Annotated in this window: 15 protein-coding genes; 12 read left to right on the forward strand and 3 right to left on the reverse strand. The window is 73.4% G+C overall.

Annotation, left to right across the window (positions count from 1 at the left end):
• The first annotated feature begins 62 nt into the window (after nt 1-62).
• From ACIQIB_RS27155 to ACIQIB_RS27170, 4 genes are all read left to right on the forward strand, one after another.
• Entirely contained in the window at nt 63-1412 is a 1350-nt protein-coding gene (locus ACIQIB_RS27155; protein WP_400657037.1) for an FtsW/RodA/SpoVE family cell cycle protein, read from the forward strand.
• Nucleotides 1412-2929 (forward strand): penicillin-binding transpeptidase domain-containing protein, encoded by a 1518-nt coding sequence (locus ACIQIB_RS27160; protein WP_400761221.1) that lies wholly within the window; start codon nt 1412-1414, stop codon nt 2927-2929. Before ACIQIB_RS27155 ends, ACIQIB_RS27160 begins: the two co-directional genes overlap by 1 nt.
• Before the next feature lie 180 nt (nt 2930-3109).
• Complete coding sequence (locus tag ACIQIB_RS27165; RefSeq protein ID WP_400657121.1) at nt 3110-4666, forward strand: amino acid permease; 1557 nt, start codon at nt 3110-3112, stop codon at nt 4664-4666.
• 137 nt (nt 4667-4803) lie between these two features.
• Entirely contained in the window at nt 4804-6213 is a 1410-nt protein-coding gene (locus tag ACIQIB_RS27170; RefSeq protein WP_363606937.1) for a glycosyltransferase 87 family protein, read from the forward strand.
• A 45-nt stretch (nt 6214-6258) separates the two neighbouring features.
• Here the strand turns inward: ACIQIB_RS27170 and ACIQIB_RS27175 are convergent, their stop codons facing one another.
• A complete protein-coding gene (locus ACIQIB_RS27175) occupies nt 6259-8028 on the reverse strand; it encodes a penicillin-binding transpeptidase domain-containing protein (RefSeq protein WP_400657029.1) in 1770 nt (589 codons plus the stop codon).
• Between the two features lie 163 nt (nt 8029-8191).
• Complete coding sequence (locus ACIQIB_RS27180) at nt 8192-10018, reverse strand: dolichyl-phosphate-mannose--protein mannosyltransferase (RefSeq protein WP_400761224.1); 1827 nt, start codon at nt 10016-10018, stop codon at nt 8192-8194.
• Nucleotides 10019-10123: 105 nt separating this feature from the next.
• Between ACIQIB_RS27180 and rsmI the strand changes: the two genes are divergently transcribed.
• The 7 genes from rsmI to ACIQIB_RS27215 all read left to right on the forward strand — a co-directional run bounded on the left by rsmI (nt 10124) and on the right by ACIQIB_RS27215 (nt 18564).
• The gene (rsmI, locus tag ACIQIB_RS27185) at nt 10124-10993 is read left to right on the forward strand and encodes a 16S rRNA (cytidine(1402)-2'-O)-methyltransferase (protein WP_363606943.1); all 870 of its coding nucleotides are present in this window, start codon (nt 10124-10126) and stop codon (nt 10991-10993) included.
• 301 nt (nt 10994-11294) lie between these two features.
• Nucleotides 11295-11720, forward strand: coding sequence for a hypothetical protein (locus ACIQIB_RS27190; RefSeq protein WP_363606945.1), 426 nt, complete (start codon nt 11295-11297; stop codon nt 11718-11720).
• A 142-nt stretch (nt 11721-11862) separates the two neighbouring features.
• Nucleotides 11863-13485, forward strand: a complete 1623-nt coding sequence (gene metG, locus ACIQIB_RS27195) for a methionine--tRNA ligase (protein ID WP_400761227.1) — start codon at nt 11863-11865, stop codon at nt 13483-13485.
• Nucleotides 13485-14360, forward strand: coding sequence for a TatD family hydrolase (locus ACIQIB_RS27200; RefSeq protein WP_400657020.1), 876 nt, complete (start codon nt 13485-13487; stop codon nt 14358-14360). The genes metG and ACIQIB_RS27200 overlap by 1 nt, the downstream gene beginning before the upstream one ends.
• 266 nt (nt 14361-14626) lie before the next feature.
• Entirely contained in the window at nt 14627-15595 is a 969-nt protein-coding gene (rsmA, locus tag ACIQIB_RS27205; protein ID WP_400657018.1) for a 16S rRNA (adenine(1518)-N(6)/adenine(1519)-N(6))-dimethyltransferase RsmA, read from the forward strand.
• The gene (locus ACIQIB_RS27210; RefSeq protein ID WP_400761230.1) at nt 15592-16518 is read left to right on the forward strand and encodes a 4-(cytidine 5'-diphospho)-2-C-methyl-D-erythritol kinase; all 927 of its coding nucleotides are present in this window, start codon (nt 15592-15594) and stop codon (nt 16516-16518) included. The genes rsmA and ACIQIB_RS27210 overlap by 4 nt, the downstream gene beginning before the upstream one ends.
• 210 nt (nt 16519-16728) lie before the next feature.
• Entirely contained in the window at nt 16729-18564 is a 1836-nt protein-coding gene (locus ACIQIB_RS27215; protein ID WP_363606955.1) for an ABC-F family ATP-binding cassette domain-containing protein, read from the forward strand.
• A 6-nt stretch (nt 18565-18570) separates the two neighbouring features.
• On the opposite strand, the gene ACIQIB_RS27220 is transcribed toward ACIQIB_RS27215, so the two are convergent.
• On the reverse strand, nt 18571-20559 hold the full coding sequence (locus tag ACIQIB_RS27220) for an FUSC family protein (RefSeq protein ID WP_363606957.1): 1989 nt from the start codon (nt 20557-20559) through the stop codon (nt 18571-18573).
• Between the two features lie 389 nt (nt 20560-20948).
• Between ACIQIB_RS27220 and ACIQIB_RS27225 the strand changes: the two genes are divergently transcribed.
• Complete coding sequence (locus ACIQIB_RS27225; RefSeq protein WP_400761233.1) at nt 20949-21500, forward strand: hypothetical protein; 552 nt, start codon at nt 20949-20951, stop codon at nt 21498-21500.
• Nucleotides 21501-21507: the final 7 nt, after the last annotated feature.

The following is a 21507-nucleotide window of genomic DNA, read 5'->3' on the forward strand; positions in this document are numbered from 1 at the left end:
TCCGCCCCGATCGCCATCCCGGCAGAAACACCCCCGCAGGACACCCCTACGCAGGACGGTCCGTGGTGACACCCTCCGCCGCGACGAGAACCGCCGGCCGGCCGCGCCGGACGGCGCGGACCCGGCGCACCACCGAACTCGCGCTGGTCCTGGCCGCCGTACTGATCGCCGTCTTCGGCTACGCCGAGGTCGGGGTCAACATCGACGGCACGGTGCCCGCCGACGCGGGCGAGTACGGCGCCGCGCTCGGCGTGCTCGCCCTGCTGGCGCACGTCGTGGTCCGCCGGCGGGCGCCGTACGCGGATCCGCTGCTGCTGCCGATCGCCGTCCTGCTCAACGGGATCGGACTGGTCGTCATCTACCGCCTCGACCGGGCCACCCCCGGCGCCGGCGCGGCGCCCACCCAACTGCTCTGGTCGACGCTCGGGGTGGCGCTGTTCATCGCGGTGGTGCTGCTGCTGCGCGACCACAGACGGCTGCAGCGCTACGCGTACATCGGGGCGCTGGTGGCCCTGGTGCTGCTGGTACTGCCGATCTTCTTCCCACCGGTGTACGGCTCGCGGATCTGGATCACCGTCGGACCGCTCTCCTTCCAGCCGGGGGAGTTCGCCAAGATCCTGCTGGCGGTCTTCTTCGCCGCCTACCTGGCGGTGCACCGGGACGCGCTGGCGCTCACCGGCCGCCGGGTGTGGAGGTTCCGGCTGCCGCCCGGACGGGTGCTCGGACCGGTCCTGCTGATCTGGGCGGCCTTCGTCGGCATCCTCGTGCTGGAGACCGACCTCGGCACCTCGCTGCTCTTCTTCGGCCTCTTCGTGGTGATGCTGTACGTGGCCACCGCGCGCAGCGGGTGGATCGCCATCGGGCTGTTCCTGGCCGCGGTGGCGGCGGTCGGGGTCGGCTGGCTCTCGCCACACGTGCACAGCCGGGTCGCCGACTGGCTGGACCCGCTCGGCTCGATCACCGCGGGGCGGGGCGCCAACCAGATCGCCCAGTCGCTGTTCGCGTTCGCCTGGGGCGGCGAACTGGGCACCGGCCTCGGCAACGGGCACTCCGTCCTGATCGGCTTCGCCGCCAAGTCCGACTTCATCCTCGCCACCATCGGCGAGGAACTGGGGCTGACCGGTCTGATCGCGGTGTTCCTGCTGTACGCGCTGCTGGTCTCCCGGGGCTTCCGCACCGGCATCGCGCTGCGCGACCCGTTCGGGCGGCTGCTGGCGATCGGGCTGGCCGCGATCGTCGGCCTCCAGGTGTTCGTGGTGGCCGGCGGGGTGCTCGACCTCATCCCGCTGACCGGGATGACCCTGCCGTTCGTCGCCCAGGGCGGTTCCTCGGTGGTCACCAACTGGATCATCGTCGCCCTGCTGGTGCGGATGAGCGACATCGCCCGCCGCCCGGCCCCGGAGGAGGTCTGATGTCCGGTCGCACCCGTCCGAAGAGCGCCGGGAACGGGCCCCAGGGCCTGCCGGGGATCTCCGTCACCGGCCGCCGGGCGGGCACCTTCTGCCTGCTGCTGATCGTGGCGCTCTGCGCCCAGGCCACCCGGATCCAGGTGTTCCGGGCCGACGAACTCGACCACAACGCCGCCAACCAGCGGCTCACCATCGAGCGCTACTCCCAGCCGCGCGGCAACATCCTGGTCGGCTCCGACACCGTCACCGGCTCCACGCCCACCGGCGGCCGCTACGACTACAAGCGCACCTACACCGACGGCCCGCTGTACGCGGCCGTCACCGGGTACTCCTCGCAGGCGTACGGCAACACCCAGCTGGAGGGGACCGAGGACGACCTGCTCTCCGGCACCGACGGCCGGCTGGCGAGCTGGGCGGTCTGGGACGCCGTCGCGCGCCGGCAGAACCCGGGCGGGGACGTCTACACGACCATCAACCGGGCCGCCCAGGAGGCCGCGATGCGCGGCCTCGGCAGCCAGAAGGGCGCGGTCGCCGCGATCGAGCCCGCCACCGGCCGGATCCTGGCCCTGGCCAGCACCCCCTCGTACGACCCGGGGAGCTTCGCCGGCTCCACCGCCGCCGACCAGGTGGCCTGGAACCGGCTCCAGGCCGACACCGACCAGCCGATGCTCAACCGGGCGCTGCGCCAGACCTACCCGCCCGGGTCGACCTTCAAGGTGGTCACGGCGGCGGCCGCGCTGGCGAACGGGGTGGTCACCGACATCGACGCGCCGACCGACACGCCCTACCCGTACGTCCTGCCGGGCACCACCACCCCGCTGGTCAACGACACCTCGGCGTGCGACCGGGCCGGGCTGTCGCTGGACACCGCGATGGTCTACAGCTGCAACAGCGTGCTGGGCCACCTCGGGGTGTCGACCGGCCTGGACCGGATGACGGCGATGGCCGAGAACTTCGGCTTCAACGACCCCAGGCTGGACATCCCGGTCCGGTCGGCCCGCTCCAACTTCGACACCGAGATGAACCAGTCCCAGGTCGCGCTCTCCGCCATCGGCCAGTTCGACACCGCGGCCACCCCGCTGGTGATGGCGATGGTCGCGGCCGGGGTCGCCGACAACGGCACGGTGATGCGTCCACAGCTTGTGGAGAAACTGACCAGGAACGACGGCACCACGGTGCGGCTGAGCCGGCCCACCCGGTACAAGCAGGCGATGAGCCCGGCGGTGGCCGCGCAGGTGCAGCGGCTGATGACCGACGTGGTGGAGAGCGGCACCGGGCGCAACGCCCGGATCGCCGGGGCGGTGGTCGGCGGCAAGACCGGTACCGCCCAGCACGGGGTGGACAACAGCGGGACGCCGTACGCCTGGTTCATCTCCTGGGCCAGGCCGGCCGGCTCGGACCAGGTGGCGCCGGTGGCGGTCGCCGTGGTGATCGCGGACAGTGACGCCACCGATGTCACCGGCGGCGGACTCGCGGCGCCGATCGCCCGCTCGGTGATGCAGGCCGTCCTGGCCGGCTGAGGGCCTTCGCACCCCGGCCGACCTGCCGCTTAGCTGCTCGGTGGCAGATCCGCCGTCTGCGAAGTGTCCGGTTTGCGCAGTCCGGCACGACGATTCGTCCAATGCGCGCGACGAGACTGTTCGTTTGCGACACTGGTGCTTTCGGGGGGTACTGTCCCATCTTTGTTCGGTTGGTCCCTGATGTCACCCCACGGCAGATCGAGTGACCGGCTCCTAGGACACCCTCCCCCGCCTAGAAGGATCCGCGTTTTGACCAGCAACACCCTTGGCGCGCGTCTTCTGCGACGCAAGCCCGTCGCCACCCTGATCGCCGAGAGCGAGGGCCGGGACGCCCTCCCCGCCGGTGCGCCCGAGGAGGGCGGACGCTCCGGCATCCACCTGCGGCGTTCCATCGGCCTCTGGCAGCTGTCCTCGATCGGCATCGGCGCCACCATCGGCACCGGCATCTTCTTCGTGCTCAGCACGGCCGTTCCGTCGGCCGGCCCGGCCGTCATCCTGTCCTTCGTGATCGCCGCGGTCACCGCGGGCCTGACCGCGCTCTGCTACGCCGAGATGGCCTCCGCGATCCCGGTCTCCGGCTCCTCGTACTCGTACGCCTACGCCACTCTCGGCGAGGGCGTCGCGTTCGGCGTCGGCATCTGCCTGCTGATGGAGTACGGCGTCTCCGCCTCCGCCATCGCGGTGAGCTGGGCCGAGTACCTGAACAAGTTCCTCGACCTGACCGTCGGCTGGCAGATCCCCGCCCAGTTGTCCGGCGCGCCCGGCGGCGGCCACTGGTTCAACCTGCCGGCGCTCATCCTGGTCGCGATGGTCTGCCTCCTGCTGGTGCGCGGCGTCAGCGAGTCGGTGAAGGTCAACGCGGCCATGGTGGGCATCAAGATCCTCATCCTGCTGCTCTTCGTCGGGATCGGCCTGACCGGCTTCCACTCCGGCAACCTGACCCCGTTCATGCCGCTGGGCATCGGCGGCGTCCAGGTCGCGGCCTCCAGCATCTTCTTCTCGTTCATCGGCCTGGACGCCGTGTCCACCGCCGGTGAGGAGGTCAAGAACCCGCGCCGCACCCTGCCGTTGGCGATCATCATCTCGCTGGTCGTGGTCACCCTGCTGTACATCCTGGTCGCCCTGGCCGGCATCGGCGCCCAGCCCTGGCAGAAGTTCGAGGGCCAGGAGGCCGGCCTCGCCCAGATCCTGCAGGACATCACCGGCCAGAGCTGGCCCGCGGTGGTCTTCGCGATCGGCGCGATCGTCTCGATCTTCAGCATCACCCTGGTGGTGATCTACGGCCAGACCCGCATCCTGTACTCGATGGGCCGCGACGGCATGCTGCCGAAGCGCTTCGCCCAGCTCTCCCCGCGCACCGGCACCCCGGTCTGGAACACCCTCGTGGTCGGCCTCGGCGTCGGCGCGCTCGCCGCCTTCGTGCCGCTGCGCGTCCTGGCCGACATCACCAGCCTGGGCACGCTGATCGCCTTCTCGGTCGTCTCGATCGGCGTGATCATCCTGCGCCGTACCCAGCCGGACCTGCCGCGTGGCTTCAAGGTCCCCGGCTACCCGGTCGTCCCGCTGCTCAGCGTCGGCTTCTGCGTCTACCTGATCACCGGCCTGCACGCCGACACCTACCGGGCCGGTGCGATCGCCCTGGCCGTCGCCCTGGTCGTGTACTTCGGGTACAGCGTCAAGCACTCCAGGCTGAACCGGCCGGAGCAGACCGCCCTCGCCGACCGCGCGACCGGCTGAGGCCGCAGAACCACGAGTAGGGGCACGAGGAGGGGACCGCCGGACGCCATGACACCCCGGCGGTCCCTTTCGCCCCGGTGGACACACCCCGCGCCGACATGGCGACAGGGTGCCACCCCCACCCATAACCTTCCACCATGGTGAGCACCCGCACGCCCGGCACCTCCCGCCCGCGCGGCCGCTTCACCGGCCGTAGCGGCACGCCGGCCCCGCCCGCACCGGCCGGACCGTCGGTCAGGTACGGACGCCTGCGCCGCGGCCTGGCCCCCGGACCGTTCCCCCGCCAGCGCGGCGGGAGCGCCCCCGCCCCGCCGCCCGATCGGCTGAACCCGGCCCGGCTCGCCTCCCTGCGCCGCGTCCAGGTGCTCGGCTGCGCGATCGCCGCGGGGTGGGCCGCCGCCTTCCCCCTCGTCTCGAACCTGCCCAACCAGCGGCTCTGGGGCACCGTCGCGGCCCCCGCGTACGCGGTCGCCGGGCTGTTCTGCCTGGTCCTGCCCCGGCGGTTCGCCGCCCGTGCCGCCGCCGTGGCCGCCCTGCTGGGGGCGGTCCTGGTGCCGCTGGTGCTGCTGGCCCTCCAGGGCCGCCACCAGTCCGAGGTGATGGTGGTCGAACGCTCCGCGCACCTGCTGCTCACCACCGGCAGCCCGTACCTGCCGCACCCGGCGGTGGTCACCGACTACGACCCGTACCTGCCCGCGATGACGCTGTTCGGGATGCCCCGCGCCCTGTTCGGCAACGGCAGTCCGGCGGCGCGGCTGGCCGGGGACGCCCGGATCTGGTTCGCGCTGGCCTTCCTGGGCTGCCTGCTGGCCAGCTGGCGGCTGCTGCGGCCGTCCCGGGACCGCGCCCCACTGCTGCCGCTGGCCGCGCTCACCGCCTCACCGCTGATCGCGCTGGCGCTGGTGGTCGGCGGGGTGGACCTGCCGCTGATCGGGGTCTGCTGCCTCGCCATGGCGCTGGCCGAGCGGGACCGCACCATCGCCGCCGGGCTGGTGCTCGCCCTGGCCTGCACCCTGAAGTGGACGGCGTGGCCGGCGCTGCCGGTGGCCGTCCTGCTGCTCTGGCGGCTGTACGGGCGGCGGCCGGCCGCCCGGGCCGGGCTCACCGCGCTCGGCGCGGGCCTGGTGGTGATCCTCCCGTCCGTCCTGGCCAGGGCGGACGCGCTGCGCGAGCAGGTGGTGCGGTTCCCGCTGGGGCTGACCGCGATCCACACCCCGGCGGGCAGCCCGCTGCCCGGCAAGGTGCTCGCCGGGCTGGGGCCGACCGGGCACACCGTCTCGCTGGCGCTGATGACGGTGGGCGGGGCCGGGGTGACGATCTGGCTGCTGGCCCGGCCGCCGGTCTCCGCGATCGCCGCCGCCGACCTGCTGGCGGGCGGGCTGGCGATCGCCTTCATGCTGGCGCCGGCCGGGCGCTTCGGGTACCTGGCGCTGCCGGTGGTGCTGCTGATCTGGCCCCGGCTGGCGGCCCGGCGGCTGAGCGGGCGCAGACCCGTCCCGGTGAACTGTCTGCTGGCCCGCCCGGACCCCGTCCTGCCCCGGAGCTGAGCACACCGGGACCGGGACGGGGACCGGACGGGCCCGTGGGCCGCGTCAGCGGTTGCCGGCCGCCTTGATCACGGCGGCCACGGCCGGCCCGGCCGCGTCGACACCGTGGCCGCCGCCCTGGACCTCGGCGGCGACGGCGATGTTGCCCCGGTAGGCGGTGAACCAGCTGTTGGTGGTGGCCATGCCGGCCACCTCGGCGGAGCCGGTCTTGGCGCCCGCGTTGTCCGAGATCCCGGCCATGGCGGCCTTGGCGGTGCCGTCCTTGGCGGTGGCGGCCATCATGTCGCGCAGCTTGCCGGCGGCGTCGGGGGAGAGGTTGCGGGCGGCCTTCTGCTGGGGCAGGTCGGCGACCAGGATCGGCTGCCTGAACTCGCCGCTCTGCACGGTGGCCGTGACCGAGGCGATGGCCAGCGGGTTCATCTGGACCTTGCCCTGGCCGATGTACTGCATGGCCTGCTCGTCCTTGTTGCCGCCCGCGTCCGGCACCCGGCCGTCGGTGTTGGGCAGGCCGGTCTTCCACTCCAGGCCGATGCCGAAGACGTCCTTGGCGGTGGAGGTGAGGGCGCCCGGCTTGAGGCTGGCCAGGCCCTGATTGATGAAGGCGGTGTTGCAGGAGATCATGAAGTCCTGCTTGAGGGTGTTGTTCGGGTAGACGTCCTCGAAGGAGTTCGGGATCGCCTGCGGGTTGCTGCTCTTCGCCGGGCAGGGCACCACGGTGTCGGGGTTGACGCCGGCCTCCAGCAGGGCGGCCGAGGTGAGGATCTTCATCGTGGAGCCGGGGGCCAGCAGGCCGGTGAAGGCCCGGTTCTGGCCGCTGGCGGGCGCGTTGGCGAAGGCCAGCACCTGACCGGTGCTCGGCTCGATCGCGACGATCGAGCCCGACTTGCCGGCGAGGTCGCTCATCGCCTTCTCGGCCGCGGCCTGCGCCGCGTTGTCGATGGTCACCTTGAACGGCTTGGCGGGCTTGGGCTCGACGATGGTGAACAGCTTGTCCGAGGCGCCCTTGCCGGCCGCGTCGGTGATCACCACGCCGCTGCCCGCGTCGCTCTGGTCCTTGGTCGGGTCGGCCTGGAGGATCTTGCGGGCGCTGTCCTGCAGGGCGCTCAGCAGCGCCGGGGTGATCGAGGCGCCCTGGAGCGCCTTGCCGTTGCGGTCCACCACGGTGGACGGCGGGGCGAAGACCGGCTGGGTGGCGATCACCTCGCCCGGGCCCAGGTGCGGGTGGATCACCGTCGGCGCCCAGTGCACGGCCGGGGTGTTGTCGCTCATCTTCACGACACTGAGGAAGCCGTTGTAGTCCCAGGCCCGGCTGGTGCCCTCGAACTCGGCCCGGGCCTTGAAGCCCATCAGCACGCCGGCGGGGCCCGCGGCGGCGGACGGCGACTCGGTGCCCGCCGCGGTGCCGGTCGCCGAGGGCGTGCCGGAGGCGGAGGGCTTGGCGGCGGTCGGCGCGGGGGTGCCGGTGGCGGACGCGAAGGCGGCCGGGGTGGCCGGACCGGCCGGGGTCAGGGTCAGCCCGCTCGGCTTGACCTGGTCCTTGAAGGAGTTCAGCGCGGTGGTCGCGGCCGCCGGGTCGTCGGTCAGCCCGGCCGCCTTGGAGATGTCACCGGCGGCCCAGGCGTCCAGGAAGTCCTTGGCACCGGCCGAGGCCTGCTCCGCCGTGGGCGGCTCGGCGACCACGGTGCGGGCCTTCTTGGCCTTCGGCGCGTCGGCGTCGTCGGAGCCGCCGATGAGGCTGTACGCCCCGTAGCCGCCGCCCGCCAGCATGGCGACGGACACGCCGGTGATGATGCCGATCTTCGCGCCTCTGCGCATGGTGCTGATCCCCCTGGGGTCTGGCGACAGGTCGCAGCCGACGGTGGCCGGATACGGGTTCCGGGTTCAGCGTAGGCAGACGGACTCCGTACGCCGACGAAATGACCGGGTCTTGTGACGGATCTGGTACGTGTCGCGTACCACGCCGGTACCGGTCCCGCGCTCAGATCCAGCTGGTGAACCACATCCGCCGGCGCCAGTCCTCCATCGGGATCGCCTGCCCCGTGTAGAGGGGGTAGAAGAAGAGGAAGTTCCACATGATCAGCAGGACCAGCAGGCCGGCCGCCGCGGAGCCGATGACCCGGCGGTCCCGGGAGGCGCCGGGGGGCCCGATCAGCGCGCCGACCATCATGGTCACCGCGAGCACCAGGAACGGCACGAAGGCCACCGCGTAGAACAGGAAGATCGTCCGCTGCTGGTAGGCGAACCAGGGCAGATAGCCCGCGGCCAGGCCGCAGAGCACCGCGCCGGCCCGCCAGTCCCGGCGGGCCGCCCAGCGCCACAGGCAGTAGACCAGGGCCACCACGCCCGCCCACCAGAGCAGCGGGGTGCCGATGCCCAGCACCTCGCGGGCGCACTCGCTCGCGGTGCAGCCGCTCTGGCCCTGCTTCGGGGACTCGTAGAAGAAGGAGACCGGCCGGCCCAGCACCAGCCAGCTCCACGGGTTGGACTGGTAGGTGTGCGGGTCGCTCAGGTGGGTGTGGAACTCGTACACCGTGGAGTGGTAGTGCCACAGCGCGCGCAGGCCCTCCGGGATCCAGGTCGCACCGTCCCGGCCGACCGCCCAGTCCCGGCCCCAGCCGCCCTTGCCGGGTGCGTTGCTGCTGGCGAACCAGCCCCACCAGGAGGTGATGTAGACGACCACCGAGACCACGACCACCGAGACGAAGGCCGGCACCACGTCCCGGACCAGCGTCGCCAGGTGCGGCCGGCCCGCCCCGGCCAGCCGGCGCGCGCCCACGTCCCAGAGCACCGTCAGCACGCCGAACGCGGCCGCCACGTAGAGGCCGCTCCACTTGGTGGCGCAGGTCAGCCCCACACAGACGCCGGCCGCGATCCGGTACGGCCGCCAGCCCAGGTTCAGCCGCCCGGCCAGCGCCGGGTCCGCCACGCCGCCGAGGCGCTCGGCGATCCGGGCCCGGGTGCGGTCGCGGTCCAGCAGCAGGAAGCCGAACGCGGCGAGGATCCAGAACATCACGATCAGGTCCAGCAGCGCCGCCCGGCTGAGCACGAAGTGCAGACCGTCCACCGCCAGCAGCAGCCCGGCCACGCAGCCCAGCAGGGTCGAACGGAACAGCCGACGGGCGATCCGGGCCACCATCAGGATGGAGAGCGTGCCCAGCAACGCCACCGAGAACCGCCAGCCGAACGGGTTCATCCCGAAGAGCTGCTCGCCCGCGCCGATGATCCACTTGCCGACCGGCGGATGGACCACATAGCTGGCGACGGCCTGGTACGGCACCGCCGCCCCCGGCGTCATGATCTGTTCGTTGGCGCCCTCCGGCCAGCTGATCTCGTAGCCGCCGTGCCAGAGCGCGTAGGCGTCCTTGGCGTAGTACGTCTCGTCGAAGATGATCGCGTGCGGCTGGCCGAGGCCGGTGAACCGCAGCAGCCCGCCGAACAGCGCCACCGCCAGCGGGCCCAGCCAGCCCGCCCAGCGGCAGAGCCAGGACCAGAGCCGGTCCGGCAGGGCTATCCCGAGCCGCAGCAGCAGCGGGGAGGGCGCGACCCGGTCGGGCGTCACCCCCGGGCCGTCCGGCATCGGCGGCACCAGCCGCTCGGCCAGCGGGACCGCGGGCGCGGGCGTGTAGCCGTGCCGGACCAGGCCGCGCAGCCAGGCCGGGCGCGGCGGACCGGGCCGGTCCGGTCCGGGCTCGCGGGGGCCGGGGACGGCGGGGGACGGCTGGTCCGTCAGGACCGGCACGCCAACGCCACCCTGCGCGGTGTGGTCTGTACCAGTAGGCGTCTGCGCCGCCGTGTCGCCGTTCATCCGCCACATCGTAGGGGCGGTCGCCGGCCGGGGAACGGCTCCCTCCGAAGCTGCCCGAATCGTCACCAAAAGCGCCCGGCGGCCGGAAGCTGAAAGGATGGGGGCGTGACAGGAGTACTCGTTCTCGCAGGCACCCCCATCGGCGACGTCTCGGACGCCCCGCCCCGGCTGCTCACCGAGCTGGCCGCCGCGGATGTGATCGCGGCCGAGGACACCCGGCGGCTGCGCCGGCTCACCCAGGCGCTCGGGGTGACCCCGGCCGGGCGGGTGGTCTCCTACTTCGAGGGCAACGAGGTCGGGCGGACCCCCGAACTGGTCGAGGCGCTGCTCGGCGGCGCCCGGGTGCTGCTGGTGACCGACGCCGGGATGCCGTCCGTCTCCGACCCCGGCTACCGGCTGGTGGCCGCCGCCGTGGCCGCCGACGTGAAGGTGACCGCGGTGCCCGGGCCGTCCGCGGTGCTCACCGCGCTCGCGCTGTCCGGCCTCCCGGTGGACCGCTTCACCTTCGAGGGCTTCCTGCCGCGCAAGACCGGGGACCGGGCCCGCCAGCTCGCCTCGGTCGCCGCCGAGCCGCGCACCATGGTCTTCTTCGAGGCCCCGCACCGGATCGCCGAGGCGCTGGCCGCGATGGCCGAGGCGTTCGGGGCCGAGCGGCCGGCCGCGGTCTGCCGCGAGCTGACCAAGACCTACGAGGAGGTCAGGCGAGGACCGCTCGGCGAGCTGGCGGCCTGGGCCGCCGAGGGCGTCAGGGGCGAGATCACCGTGGTGGTCTCGGGCGCCCCGCCGGCCGCGCCGCAGGAGCTGGGCCCGGCCGAACTGGCCCGCCGGGTGGCCGTCCGGGAGGAGGCGGGGGAGCGCCGCAAGGAGGCCATCGCGGCGGTCGCGGCGGAGCTCGCGCTGCCCAAGCGGGAGGTGTTCGACGCGGTGGTCGCCGCCAAGAACGAGGCGGGGAAGCCGGCCGGGAAGGCCGGGTAGCCGGGCCGGAACCCGCGCCGGGAACGCCGGGAACGGGGCCCGGAGCGGGCCCCGGAAAACGGGTGGAAACCGGGAGTGCCCGGGGCCGGGAGGGCGCGTACCTTGGAGAGGAGGCCCCGGTAAACACTCGTTGAGCTGAAGCTTTGGGCGCGCTTTTCGTACAGGATCCCTCCTTTCGTATAGGGATTCCCAACCAGCGTCCAAGTCTTCACAAGACGGGTATCGGCCGGGGCGGTCCGGGCATTTCCTGGGAAGGAAAGACCCAGCCGGGCGAGCGCCCGGCGGGCGCTGGGAGACGGCTATGAGCGAGACGATCGGTAGCCCCCTCGGTGGTAACGCGCTGAGCGACCCCGGCCCGGCGGGCCGGCCGCACACTCCCGTGGAGACCGTTCGGGAGGCCTACTCCTTCGCGTGCCTGAGCTGCGGGTACGGCTGGGAGCAGGCGTACGACATCGAGCACCACCCCGCCCGGGACGGGCACGTCGTGTTCGAGTACCACGCCAACGGTGTCCGGGTGCCGTCCCCGCTGCTCAAGCCGACCTGCCCGGGCTGTGGTGGCCACACCGTCCGGATCATGCGCGAGGGCCGGGTGGCCAGCGCCGAACGGCACTGGCAGCACGCCCCCGGCTACCCCGCGCACGCCGAGCCGGCCGGGGCCCCGGCGGCCACCGACACCGTCCGCCCGCAGGGCCGGTGGGCGCGGTTCTGGTCGCGGCTGCTGGGCTGACCGCGGCGACGGCGCCGACCGCGACCGCGACCCCCTCCGCGGCGGGCGGCGACCGTCCAGCGGCGTGAGCGGCCGACGGTGCCGGGCCGCCCTCGACCGACCGGTCGAGGGCGGCCCCCGCACGCGACTAAGATTTCCGACCATGGCGGCCACTGCAGACCACAGCACCACCGGGACCCCGACCCCGGCGTACTACGTTTCCACCCCGATCTACTACGTCAACGATCGCCCGCACCTGGGCCACGCGTACACCACCGTGGCGGGCGACGTCCTCACCCGCTGGCACCGTCAGCGCGGCGAGAAGGTCTGGTACCTGACCGGCACCGACGAGCACGGCCAGAAGATCCTGCGCACCGCCGAGGCCAACGGCGTCAGCCCGCAGGAGTGGTGCGACAAGCTGGTCGAGGAGGCGTGGAAGCCGCTCTGGGAGCACCTGGAGATCGCCAACGACGACTTCATCCGCACCACCCAGCAGCGCCACACCGACCGGGTGCAGGAGTTCGTCCAGGACCTGTACGACAAGGGCGAGATCTACAAGGGCGGCTACTCCGGCCCGTACTGCGTCGGCTGCGAGGAGTACAAGCTCCCCGCCGAACTGCTGGACGGCGCCGCCGAGGGCGAGAAGCTCTGCCCGATCCACAAGAAGCCGGTCGAGTGGCTGGAGGAGGAGAACTACTTCTTCCGCCTCTCCGCGTACGGCCCGAAGCTGCTGGAGTTCTACGCCGAGAACCCCGGCTTCATCGCCCCCGAGTCGGCCCGCAACGAGGTGCTGCGCTTCGTCGAGCAGGGGCTGCAGGACCTCTCGATCTCCCGCTCCACCTTCAACTGGGGCGTGCCGCTGCCCTGGGACGAGAAGCACGTCCTGTACGTCTGGGTGGACGCGCTGCAGAACTACATCACCGCGGCCGGCTACGGCGCCGACCCGGAGCGGTTCGCCGAGCTGTGGCCCGCCTCCGTCCACCTGGTGGGCAAGGACATCCTGCGCTTCCACGCGGTGATCTGGCCGGCCATGCTGATGGCCGCCGGGCTGCCGCTGCCCAAGCGGATCGTCGCCAACGGCTGGCTGATGGTCGGCGGCGAGAAGATGTCCAAGTCCAACCTGACCGGCATCGCGCCCACCGACCTGACCTCGCACTTCGGCGTGGACGCGTACCGCTACTACTTCCTGCGGGCGATCCCGTTCGGTACGGACGGCTCCTTCTCCTGGGAGGACTTCACCGCCCGGTACACCTCCGAGCTCGCCAACGACTTCGGCAACCTCGCCTCGCGGGTCGCCGCCATGGTCGGCAAGTACTTCGACGGCGTGCTGCCGGCCTCGGCCGCCCACGGCGACGCCGAGCAGGCCGTCGCGGACGGGCTCACCGCCGCCGCGGCGACCGCCGACCGGAAGATCGGTGAGGAGCTGGACTTCGCCGGCGGCCTCGCGGCGATCTTCGAGTTCGTCAAGCAGGTCAACGGCTACCTCACCGAGCAGGAGCCCTGGAAGGTCGCCAAGGACGACTCGGCGGAGGGCCGGGCGCGCCTCGCGACCATCCTCTACACCGCCGCCGAGGCGCTGCGGGCCACCGCCGTCCTGCTCAACCCGGTGATGCCGAGCACCGCCGAGAAGCTCTGGGCCTCGCTGGGCGCGGCCGACGCGGGCCTCGGCGAGCTGGCCGGCCAGACCGTCGCCACCGTCGCGGACTGGGGCCGGCTGCCCGTCGGCGCCACCGTCACCAAGGGCGACATCCTGTTCCCCCGCCTGGAAGAGAAGTCCGCCTCCTGATGGCCAAGACGGACGACCGGTCGACCCCACCGCCGCTGCCCGCCCCGCTGGCGGTGGCGGTGGCCGACTCGCACACCCACCTGGACATGCAGTCCGGCACCCCCGCCGAGGGCCTCGCCAAGGCCGCCTCGGTGGGGGTCGCCACCGTCGTCCAGGTGGGCTGCGACGTGCCCGGCTCCCGCTGGGCCGCCGACCTCGCGGCCGAGTTCGGGCAGGTGCACGCGGCCGTCGCCCTGCACCCCAACGAGGCGCCCCGGATCTACCTCGGCGACCCCGACGGCTGGTCCGGGCAGCAGCGCCCGGCCGGCGGGCAGGCCGCGCTCGACGCGGCCCTCGCCGAGATCGACGCGCTCGCCGCGCTGCCGCAGGTCGTCGCGGTCGGCGAGACCGGCCTCGACTACTTCCGCACCGGCCCGGAGGGCGTGGAGATCCAGAAGGAGTCGTTCCGCCGCCACATCGCGATGGCCAAGCGGCACGGCAAGGCCCTGGTGATCCACGACCGGGACGCCCACGAGGACGTCATCGCCGTCCTGCTGGAGGAGGGCGCCCCCGAGCGGACGGTCTTCCACTGCTACTCCGGCGACGCCGCGATGGCCAGGATCTGCGCCGAGCACGGCTGGTACCTCTCCTTCGCCGGCCCGGTCACCTTCAAGGCCAACCAGCCGCTGCGGGACGCCCTCGTCGCCACCCCGCTCGACCGCGTCCTGGTCGAGACCGACGCGCCCTTCCTCACCCCCCACCCCTACCGGGGCCGGCCCAACGCGCCGTACCTGATCCCGGTCACGGTCCGCTCGATGGCCGGGACGCTCGGCCTGCACGAGGACGAACTCGCGACGGCGATCGCGGCGAACACGGCCAGGGCCTTCGGCTACTGAGCGGGTCGCACGAATGTTCGGTTCAGGGGAAACGGTTCGGCACTCTCGTGGCGCTGTAAGGCTGGTTGGCATGAGTGCGGTGGGGGAGGTGGCGATGGCCGCCGAGCCGTCGTCCATGAGTTCCACCGGGACGAGGAGAAGGGCGTCTATCTGCCCGTCGCCCGGCACGAAGGGGTGCTGCGCACCTCCGTGGCCGTACCCCGTGGAGATCGACCTCGCGGCGGTCGTCGAACTCTGAGCGCCCGCCGCGCCCGTATCCTTGGCGCGTGAGCACCACCGATCCCACCCCTGACAGCCTCCCGCAGCCCCCGGCCGGAGGGGCCGCCCTGCTGGGCGGCGCCGACATCCGGGAGCTGGCGGCCGCGTTCGGCGTGAAGCCGACCAAGCAGCGCGGGCAGAACTTCGTCACCGACGCCAACACCGTGCGGCGGATCGTCCGGGCCGCGGACGTGACGGGCGAGGACGCGGTGGTCGAGGTCGGGCCCGGACTCGGGTCGCTGACGCTGGCGCTGCTGGAGGTCGCCGAGCACGTCACCGCCGTCGAGATCGACCCCGTCCTGGCGCGCCACCTGCCGGACACCGTCGCCGCCCGGCTGCCCGGCAAGGCCGACGCCTTCGACCTCGTGTTCAGCGACGCGATGGACGTCACCGAGCTGCCCGGCCCGGCGCCGACCGCGCTGGTCGCCAACCTGCCCTACAACGTGGCCGTGCCGGTGCTGCTGCACATGCTCGCCACCTTCCCCAGCATCGAACGCACCCTGGTGATGGTGCAGAGCGAGGTCGCCGACCGGCTCGCGGCCAAGCCGGGGAACAAGGTGTACGGCGTCCCGTCGGTCAAGGCCAACTGGTACGCGGAGGTGAAGCGGGCCGGCGCCATCGGGCGCAACGTGTTCTGGCCCGCGCCCAACGTCGACTCCGGGCTGGTCTCGCTGATCCGCCGCGACCCGCCGCGCACCACCGCCAGCCGCGAGGAGGTCTTCGCGGTCGTCGACGCCGCGTTCGCCCAGCGACGCAAGACCCTGCGCGCCGCGCTGGCCGGCTGGGCCGGCTCCCCGGCCGCGGCCGAACAGGCGCTCGCCGCCGCCGGGATCGACCACAAGCTGCGCGGCGAGATGCTGACGGTGGAGCAGTTCGCCGCCATCGCCGAGCAGAAGCCGGCGGGATCGGCGGGTGCGGCGGGCCGGACGGAGCAGGCCGATCAGGCCGATCAGTCGGAGAAGACGGAGCAGCAGTGATCACGGTACGGGTCCCCGCCAAGGTCAACGTCCAGCTGGGGGTCGGCGGACTGCGGGCCGACGGCTACCACGACCTGGCGAACGTCTTCTTCGCCGTCGCCCTCGGCGACGAGGTGACGGCCACTGCGGCCACCCCCGGCGAGGGCGTCACCCTCAGCTGCTCCGGCCCCGACGCGGCCGCCGTCCCGCTCGACGACAGCAACCTCGCCGCCCGCGCCGCCCGGCTGCTCGCCGCCCACCACGGACTGGCCGCCCCCGACGTCCGCCTGCACATCGCCAAGGCCATCCCGGTGGCCGGCGGCATGGCCGGCGGCAGCGCCGACGGCGCTGCGGCGCTGGTCGCCTGCGACGCCCTCTGGGGCCTGCGGACCCCCTTCGAGACCCTGCTGGAACTCGCCGCCGAACTCGGCTCCGACGTACCGTTCGCACTGGTCGGCGGCGTCGCCCTCGGCCGGGGACGCGGCGAGATCCTGGAGCCGCTGCCCGTCGGCGGGACGTTCCACTGGGTCTTCGCCGTCGCCGACGGCGGGCTCTCCACCCCCGCCGTCTTCCGCGAGTGCGACCGCCTCCGCGACGAGGCCGGCACCGGCTCCACCGACACCGAGGTGCCCACCCCCGACGCCGACCCCGCGCTGCTCGCCGCCCTCGCCGACGGCGACGCCGTCGCCCTGGCCGCCGCGCTCGCCAACGACCTCCAGCAGGCCGCCCTCTCGCTGCGCCCCGCGCTCGCCGACACCCTGCGGGCCGGCACCGAGGCCGGTGCGATCGGCGCCCTGGTCTCCGGCTCCGGCCCGACCTGCGCCTTCCTCACCAAGGACGCCGACTCGGCGGCCGCCGTCGCCGAGGCCCTGCGCGCGTCCGGTGCGTGCCGTACGGCGCACGCCACCTACGGGCCGGTGGCGGGGGCGGGCGTCCCGGCGTAACGGGAGCCCAGGGCCGTTCCGGGCGGCTCGTCGGGGTGGGGCGGGCGGCGTGTCGGGGCGGCCCGGTACGGGCGTGACCGGTGCCGGGCAGGGGCCCGGCGTCCGGCGGGGCAGGGGGCCCGTGTCGGCGCATTAGGCTGGGAAGGATCGGGGTCCACCCCGAGATTTCGGGCCAGCCCCGAGACCGCCGAACCCAGGAGCGCAGCACACGTGGCCGTCAACCTCGCCACCATCGAGTCCGTCACGAAGGTCTACGGCACCCGCGCCCTTCTGGACGGGGTCAGCCTCGGCGTCAGCGAAGGGGACCGGATCGGCGTCGTCGGACGCAACGGGGACGGCAAGACCACCCTGATCCGGATGCTCGCCAAGCTGGAGGAGCCGGACGGCGGGCGGATCACCCACTCCGGCGGGCTCCAGCTGGCCGTCCTCACCCAGCACGACTCGCTCGACCCCCAGGCCACCATCCGGCACGAGGTGATCGCCGACCGGGCCGACCACGAGTGGCTCGGCGACGCCCGGATCCGAGACATCATCGAAGGCCTCTTCGGCGGCCTCGACCTGCCCGGCTTCGCCGACGGCCTGGACACCGTCATCGGCCCGCTCTCCGGCGGCGAGCGCCGCCGGATCGCCCTCGCCAAGCTGCTCCTCGGCGCGCCGGACCTGATCGTCCTCGACGAGCCCACCAACCACCTCGACGTCGAGGGCATCGCCTGGCTCGCCAAGCACCTCCAGGGCCGCCGCTCCGCGCTCGTCTGCGTCACCCACGACCGCTGGTTCCTCGACCAGGTCTGCACCCGGATGTGGGACGTCCAGCACGGCTCGGTGCACGAGTACGAGGGCGGCTACTCCGACTACGTCTTCGCCCGCGCCGAGCGCTCCCGGATCGAGGCCGTCGAGGAGCAGAAGCGCCAGAACCTGGCCCGCAAGGAGCTCGCCTGGCTGCGCCGCGGCGCCCCCGCCCGGACCTCCAAGCCGCGTTACCGGATCGAGGCCGCCAACGCCCTGATCGCCGACGTGCCGGACCCGCGCGACAAGAGCGAGCTGATGAAGTTCGCCAACGCCCGGCTGGGCCGGACGGTCTTCGAGCTGGAGGACGTCACCGTCAAGGCCGGCCCCAAGCTGCTGCTGGAGAACCTCACCTGGCAGCTCGGCCCCGGCGACCGGATCGGCCTGCTCGGGGTCAACGGCGCCGGCAAGACCTCGCTGCTGCGCGCGATGCGGGACGCCTACGCCTCCGAGGGCGACGTGCAGCCCGCCTCCGGTGTGATCAAGGTCGGCAAGACGGTGCGGCTGGCCTACCTCTCCCAGGAGGTCGCCGAACTGGAGCCGACGACCCGGGTGCTGCAGGCGGTCGAGCAGGTGCGCAGCCGCGTCGACCTCGGCAAGGGCCGGGAGATGAGCGCCGGGCAGCTCTGCGAGCAGTTCGGCTTCGGCAAGGACAAGCAGTGGACGCCGGTCGGTGACCTCTCCGGTGGCGAGCGGCGCCGGCTCCAGCTGCTGCGGCTGCTGATGGACGAGCCGAACGTGCTGTTCCTGGACGAGCCGACCAACGACCTCGACATCGAGACGCTCAACCAGCTGGAGGACCTGCTCGACGGCTGGCCCGGCTCCATGGTCGTGATCAGCCACGACCGGTTCTTCATCGAGCGGACGACCGACGTGGTGCACGCGCTGCTCGGCGACAAGAAGCTGCGGATGCTGCCGAACGGCGTCGACGAGTACCTGGAGCGGCGGGCGCGGATGGCGGCGGCCGCCGCCTCTGCCGCCTCCGCCGCTTCGTCCGCCGCCGCCGCGGACTCCGCCGGAGCGCCGGCCGGGGCCCCGGCGATGTCGGCCGGGGACGTGCGGGCGGCCAAGAAGGAGATGCAGAAGCTGGAGCGGCAGATCGCCAAGCTGGACGAGAAGGAGGCCAAGCTGCACGCCCAACTCGCCGAGCACGCCGCCGACTTCTCCAAGGTCGCGGAGCTGGACGCGCAACTGCGCGCCGTCCGGGGCGAGAAGGAGGAGCTGGAGATGGGCTGGCTGGAGCTGGCCGAGCAGGTCTGACCCGGTTCAGCCGCTGCCCAGCAGGGTCTCCAGCTCGTCCGCCGCACGGCCCAGCGCGCTGCGCGTCGGGTCGTGCGGCCTGGTCGGGCGGACCGCGGGACCGGCCGGCGGGCGGTGCTCCCGGGCGGCCGCGGTGAGCTCGTCCAGCGCCTGCCGGACCCGGGCCACCTCGGCCGGGTCGGGCACCCGTCCGCCGTAGCGGATCTGCGCCGCGTACGCCGCCACCGCGCCGCTGAGGCGCTCCAGCGCGACCGTCGCCGGCAGCCACTGCTCGGCCAGCCGGCCGGTGGGCGGCGGCTCGGTGAGCCCCTGCTGCACCTCCCGGTGGGCTTCCGCCAGCGCGCGGTAGGCGGTGCGGCGCAACCAGACCTCGGCGACGGGCTGCCGCGGACCGGGGCGGGCGGGCCCGTCCGCCGGTGCGTCCCGGGTGAGCCCCGCCACCGAGGAGAGGTAGGCCTGGAGGGCGGTCGTCGCGGCCACCAGACGGGGCTCGATCCGGTGGCGCGTGCGCTCCGGCCAGAGCAGATAGCCGAAGAGCAGCACGATGGCACTGGCCAGCGAGGTGTCCAGCACCCTGGGCCAGAACTCGGCCGCGCTGCTCTGCCCGCCGAGCTGCAGCAGGATCAGCGCCATCGGCGTCATGACGACGGTGTTCAGGCCGTAGTGCGCCGCCGTGGCGTACGGCAGCAGGGCCACGCAGAACGCGGCGATCGCGGTCAGCGCCCACTCGTCGGTGGTGAGCGAGAGGACGGCCGCCGTCACCGCCACCCCCAGCACGGTGCCGATCGAGCGGCTGACCGCGCGCAGGAAGACCGAGCCGAGATCCGGCTTGAGGACGAACGCGATCGTCATCGGCACCCAGTAGCTCTTGCTGAGCGGGTAGGCCGCGGTGGCCGCCGAGCCGACCGCGATGCACAGCGCCACCCGCAGGCCGTACCGGACCGAGCCGCGGGAGAGCAGCCGGACCCGCAGCCGCCAGGGGTCGGGCGGCGGGGGCGGCGCGGTGCCGAGCACGGCCTCCCGGCCGGCGACGGTCTCGGCGGCGGCGCGCAGCGCCACGTCCAGGGCCTGCCGGGACGGCGTGTCGGGCTGCCAGTCGGGCACCGCCACCTCGCCGCCGCCGCGCTCCACCGCGCGGGCCAGCAGGCCGGGGACCGCGGCGACCTCCGGCGGGACGGGCCGCCTGGCCCAGAGCAGCCCGCTCGCCGCCTCGGTGGCGGCCAGCGCGGCCTCGTACATCCGGCGGAGCCGGACGGTGCGGGGGGACTCGGGGACCCGGGGGTGGGGCGGGGGGAGAAGATCCTGGAGCTGGTTCAGACGGGCCGTCAGAACCTGGCGGGAGGCCGCGCCCCGCGGTGTGCCGAGGTCGGCCAGGGTGCGCCCGAGCGCGTCGTACGCGGCCGCGAGGGCGCGGTTGCGCGGATCCCCGCGAGGACGGCGGTAGCTCCGGTGCGGCAGACCGAGCAGGACCACGAACGCCGCCCCCACCAGCATCATCGGCGGCGCCGCCCACCAGGGGCGGGCCATCGGCATGCCACTGCCCAGCGCCGCGGAGACCAGCAGGAGCATCCCGGCCGCGGACCCGCGCGGCCCGGTGGCGCTCAGCGCGCCGGAGGCGAAGGCCGTCACGGTGAGTGCCGCGCCGAGGGTGAGTGCGCCGGCCCGGAACTCCTGGAGCGACATCCCGATCAGCATGCCGAGCGCGGAGGCGAGGACGGCGGAGGCGATCCTGGGGGCGCGCAGGCGGGTCGGCTCGATGCGGTCGTTCATGGTCGCGTGCATCGCCCCGAGGCCGGCGAAGACGCCGAGGTCCAGGCGGTGGGCGAGCAGGCCGGCCGTCAGCGGGACGGCCATGCCGACCGCCGCGCGCAGCATCAGCGCCAGCGGAAGCGGCGGCCGGGCGGGGCGGGCGGCGCGGGCCCACCAGGGGGCGCTCCGGCGGGGGCTCGGGCCGGGGGTGCTGGGGCCGGGGGTGCTGGGCTGCCCGGGAGGCACGTGATCACGTCCGTTCCGCTGCTGGGCCCGCCCCGTGCGGGTGAACGATGGCGGGGGTCGCTGCTGTGCGACATTGCGCGGCAGATGAGGTCGTACCCGGTCGAACCGGGCCCGGCCAGTCTACCGGCCGGCGCCCGGCATTCCCGGGGTGGTCCGGGCCCGGGTCGAGCCCCCGGCCCGGGGCGCGTGTCAAGTTCGTACCGATCGCGCCCGGTCGTGCCATGGGCCCTGCCGGTGCGACAGAGGTGATGACTACGATGGCCGGGGCGACGACCGTCCCACGGGACGGTCGGTTCGCCGAGCAGGACGGTACGACCGAGAAGTTGACGGTGTGTCGCGGTGCGGCGGCCCAGGGGGCGCCCCCGCGCGCGGGGGAGAGGTGGATTGCGGTGGCTGGCGAGGCTGGACCGGGCGGCGCGGGCTGGGCGGACGGGCCCAACGGCGAGGTGAAGCCGTGGTCGCTCAATGACAGTTGGATCGGCAGAGTGGTCAGCCAGGTCCAGACCGACGTCAGCGCCAGCGCCCTGGTGACGGCGTTCGGGTCCAATGACGTCAAGATCGAGCTGGACACGCTGACGAACTTCAAGAAGAAGGTCGACGCGCTGCTGGCGTCCCTGGAGGGCTCGGACGCGGCACAGCACAAGATCCAGGAACAGAAGCTGACACCGGGGAACTTCGGGACGGGGTTCACCGAGTCCTCCGACCTGATGGCGGCCTACGAGAAGACGCACGCGGCGATCGCCCAGCTCTCGAAGGACTTCGCCGATCAGATCGCGAAGATGAGCGAAGCGGTGGCCCGGACGGCGGGCAACTACGGGACCAACGAGGAGCACCAGACCGCCGCCGCGAAGACCGTCGCCAAGAACGCCGGCAGCTACACCCCGGCGGCCGGACCGAACGGGCCGGCGCCGGAGCAGGGTGGCGTTGGCGGTACGTACTGATGGTGGG

Source organism: Kitasatospora sp. NPDC092286 (genome assembly GCF_044755565.1).
GTDB lineage: Bacteria > Actinomycetota > Actinomycetes > Streptomycetales > Streptomycetaceae > Kitasatospora.

Coding starts and splice junctions, on each gene's coding strand:
- ACIQIB_RS27175 (WP_400657029.1), bottom strand. CDS start 8,028: ATGCGCAGAGGCGCGAAGATCGGCATCATCACCGGCGTGTCCGTCGCC.
- ACIQIB_RS27180 (WP_400761224.1), bottom strand. CDS start 10,018: ATGAACGGCGACACGGCGGCGCAGACGCCTACTGGTACAGACCACACC.
- ACIQIB_RS27165 (WP_400657121.1), top strand. CDS start 3,110: ATGTCACCCCACGGCAGATCGAGTGACCGGCTCCTAGGACACCCTCCC.
- ACIQIB_RS27190 (WP_363606945.1), top strand. CDS start 11,295: ATGAGCGAGACGATCGGTAGCCCCCTCGGTGGTAACGCGCTGAGCGAC.
- ACIQIB_RS27160 (WP_400761221.1), top strand. CDS start 1,412: ATGTCCGGTCGCACCCGTCCGAAGAGCGCCGGGAACGGGCCCCAGGGC.
- metG (WP_400761227.1), top strand. CDS start 11,863: ATGGCGGCCACTGCAGACCACAGCACCACCGGGACCCCGACCCCGGCG.
- ACIQIB_RS27170 (WP_363606937.1), top strand. CDS start 4,804: ATGGTGAGCACCCGCACGCCCGGCACCTCCCGCCCGCGCGGCCGCTTC.
- ACIQIB_RS27200 (WP_400657020.1), top strand. CDS start 13,485: ATGGCCAAGACGGACGACCGGTCGACCCCACCGCCGCTGCCCGCCCCG.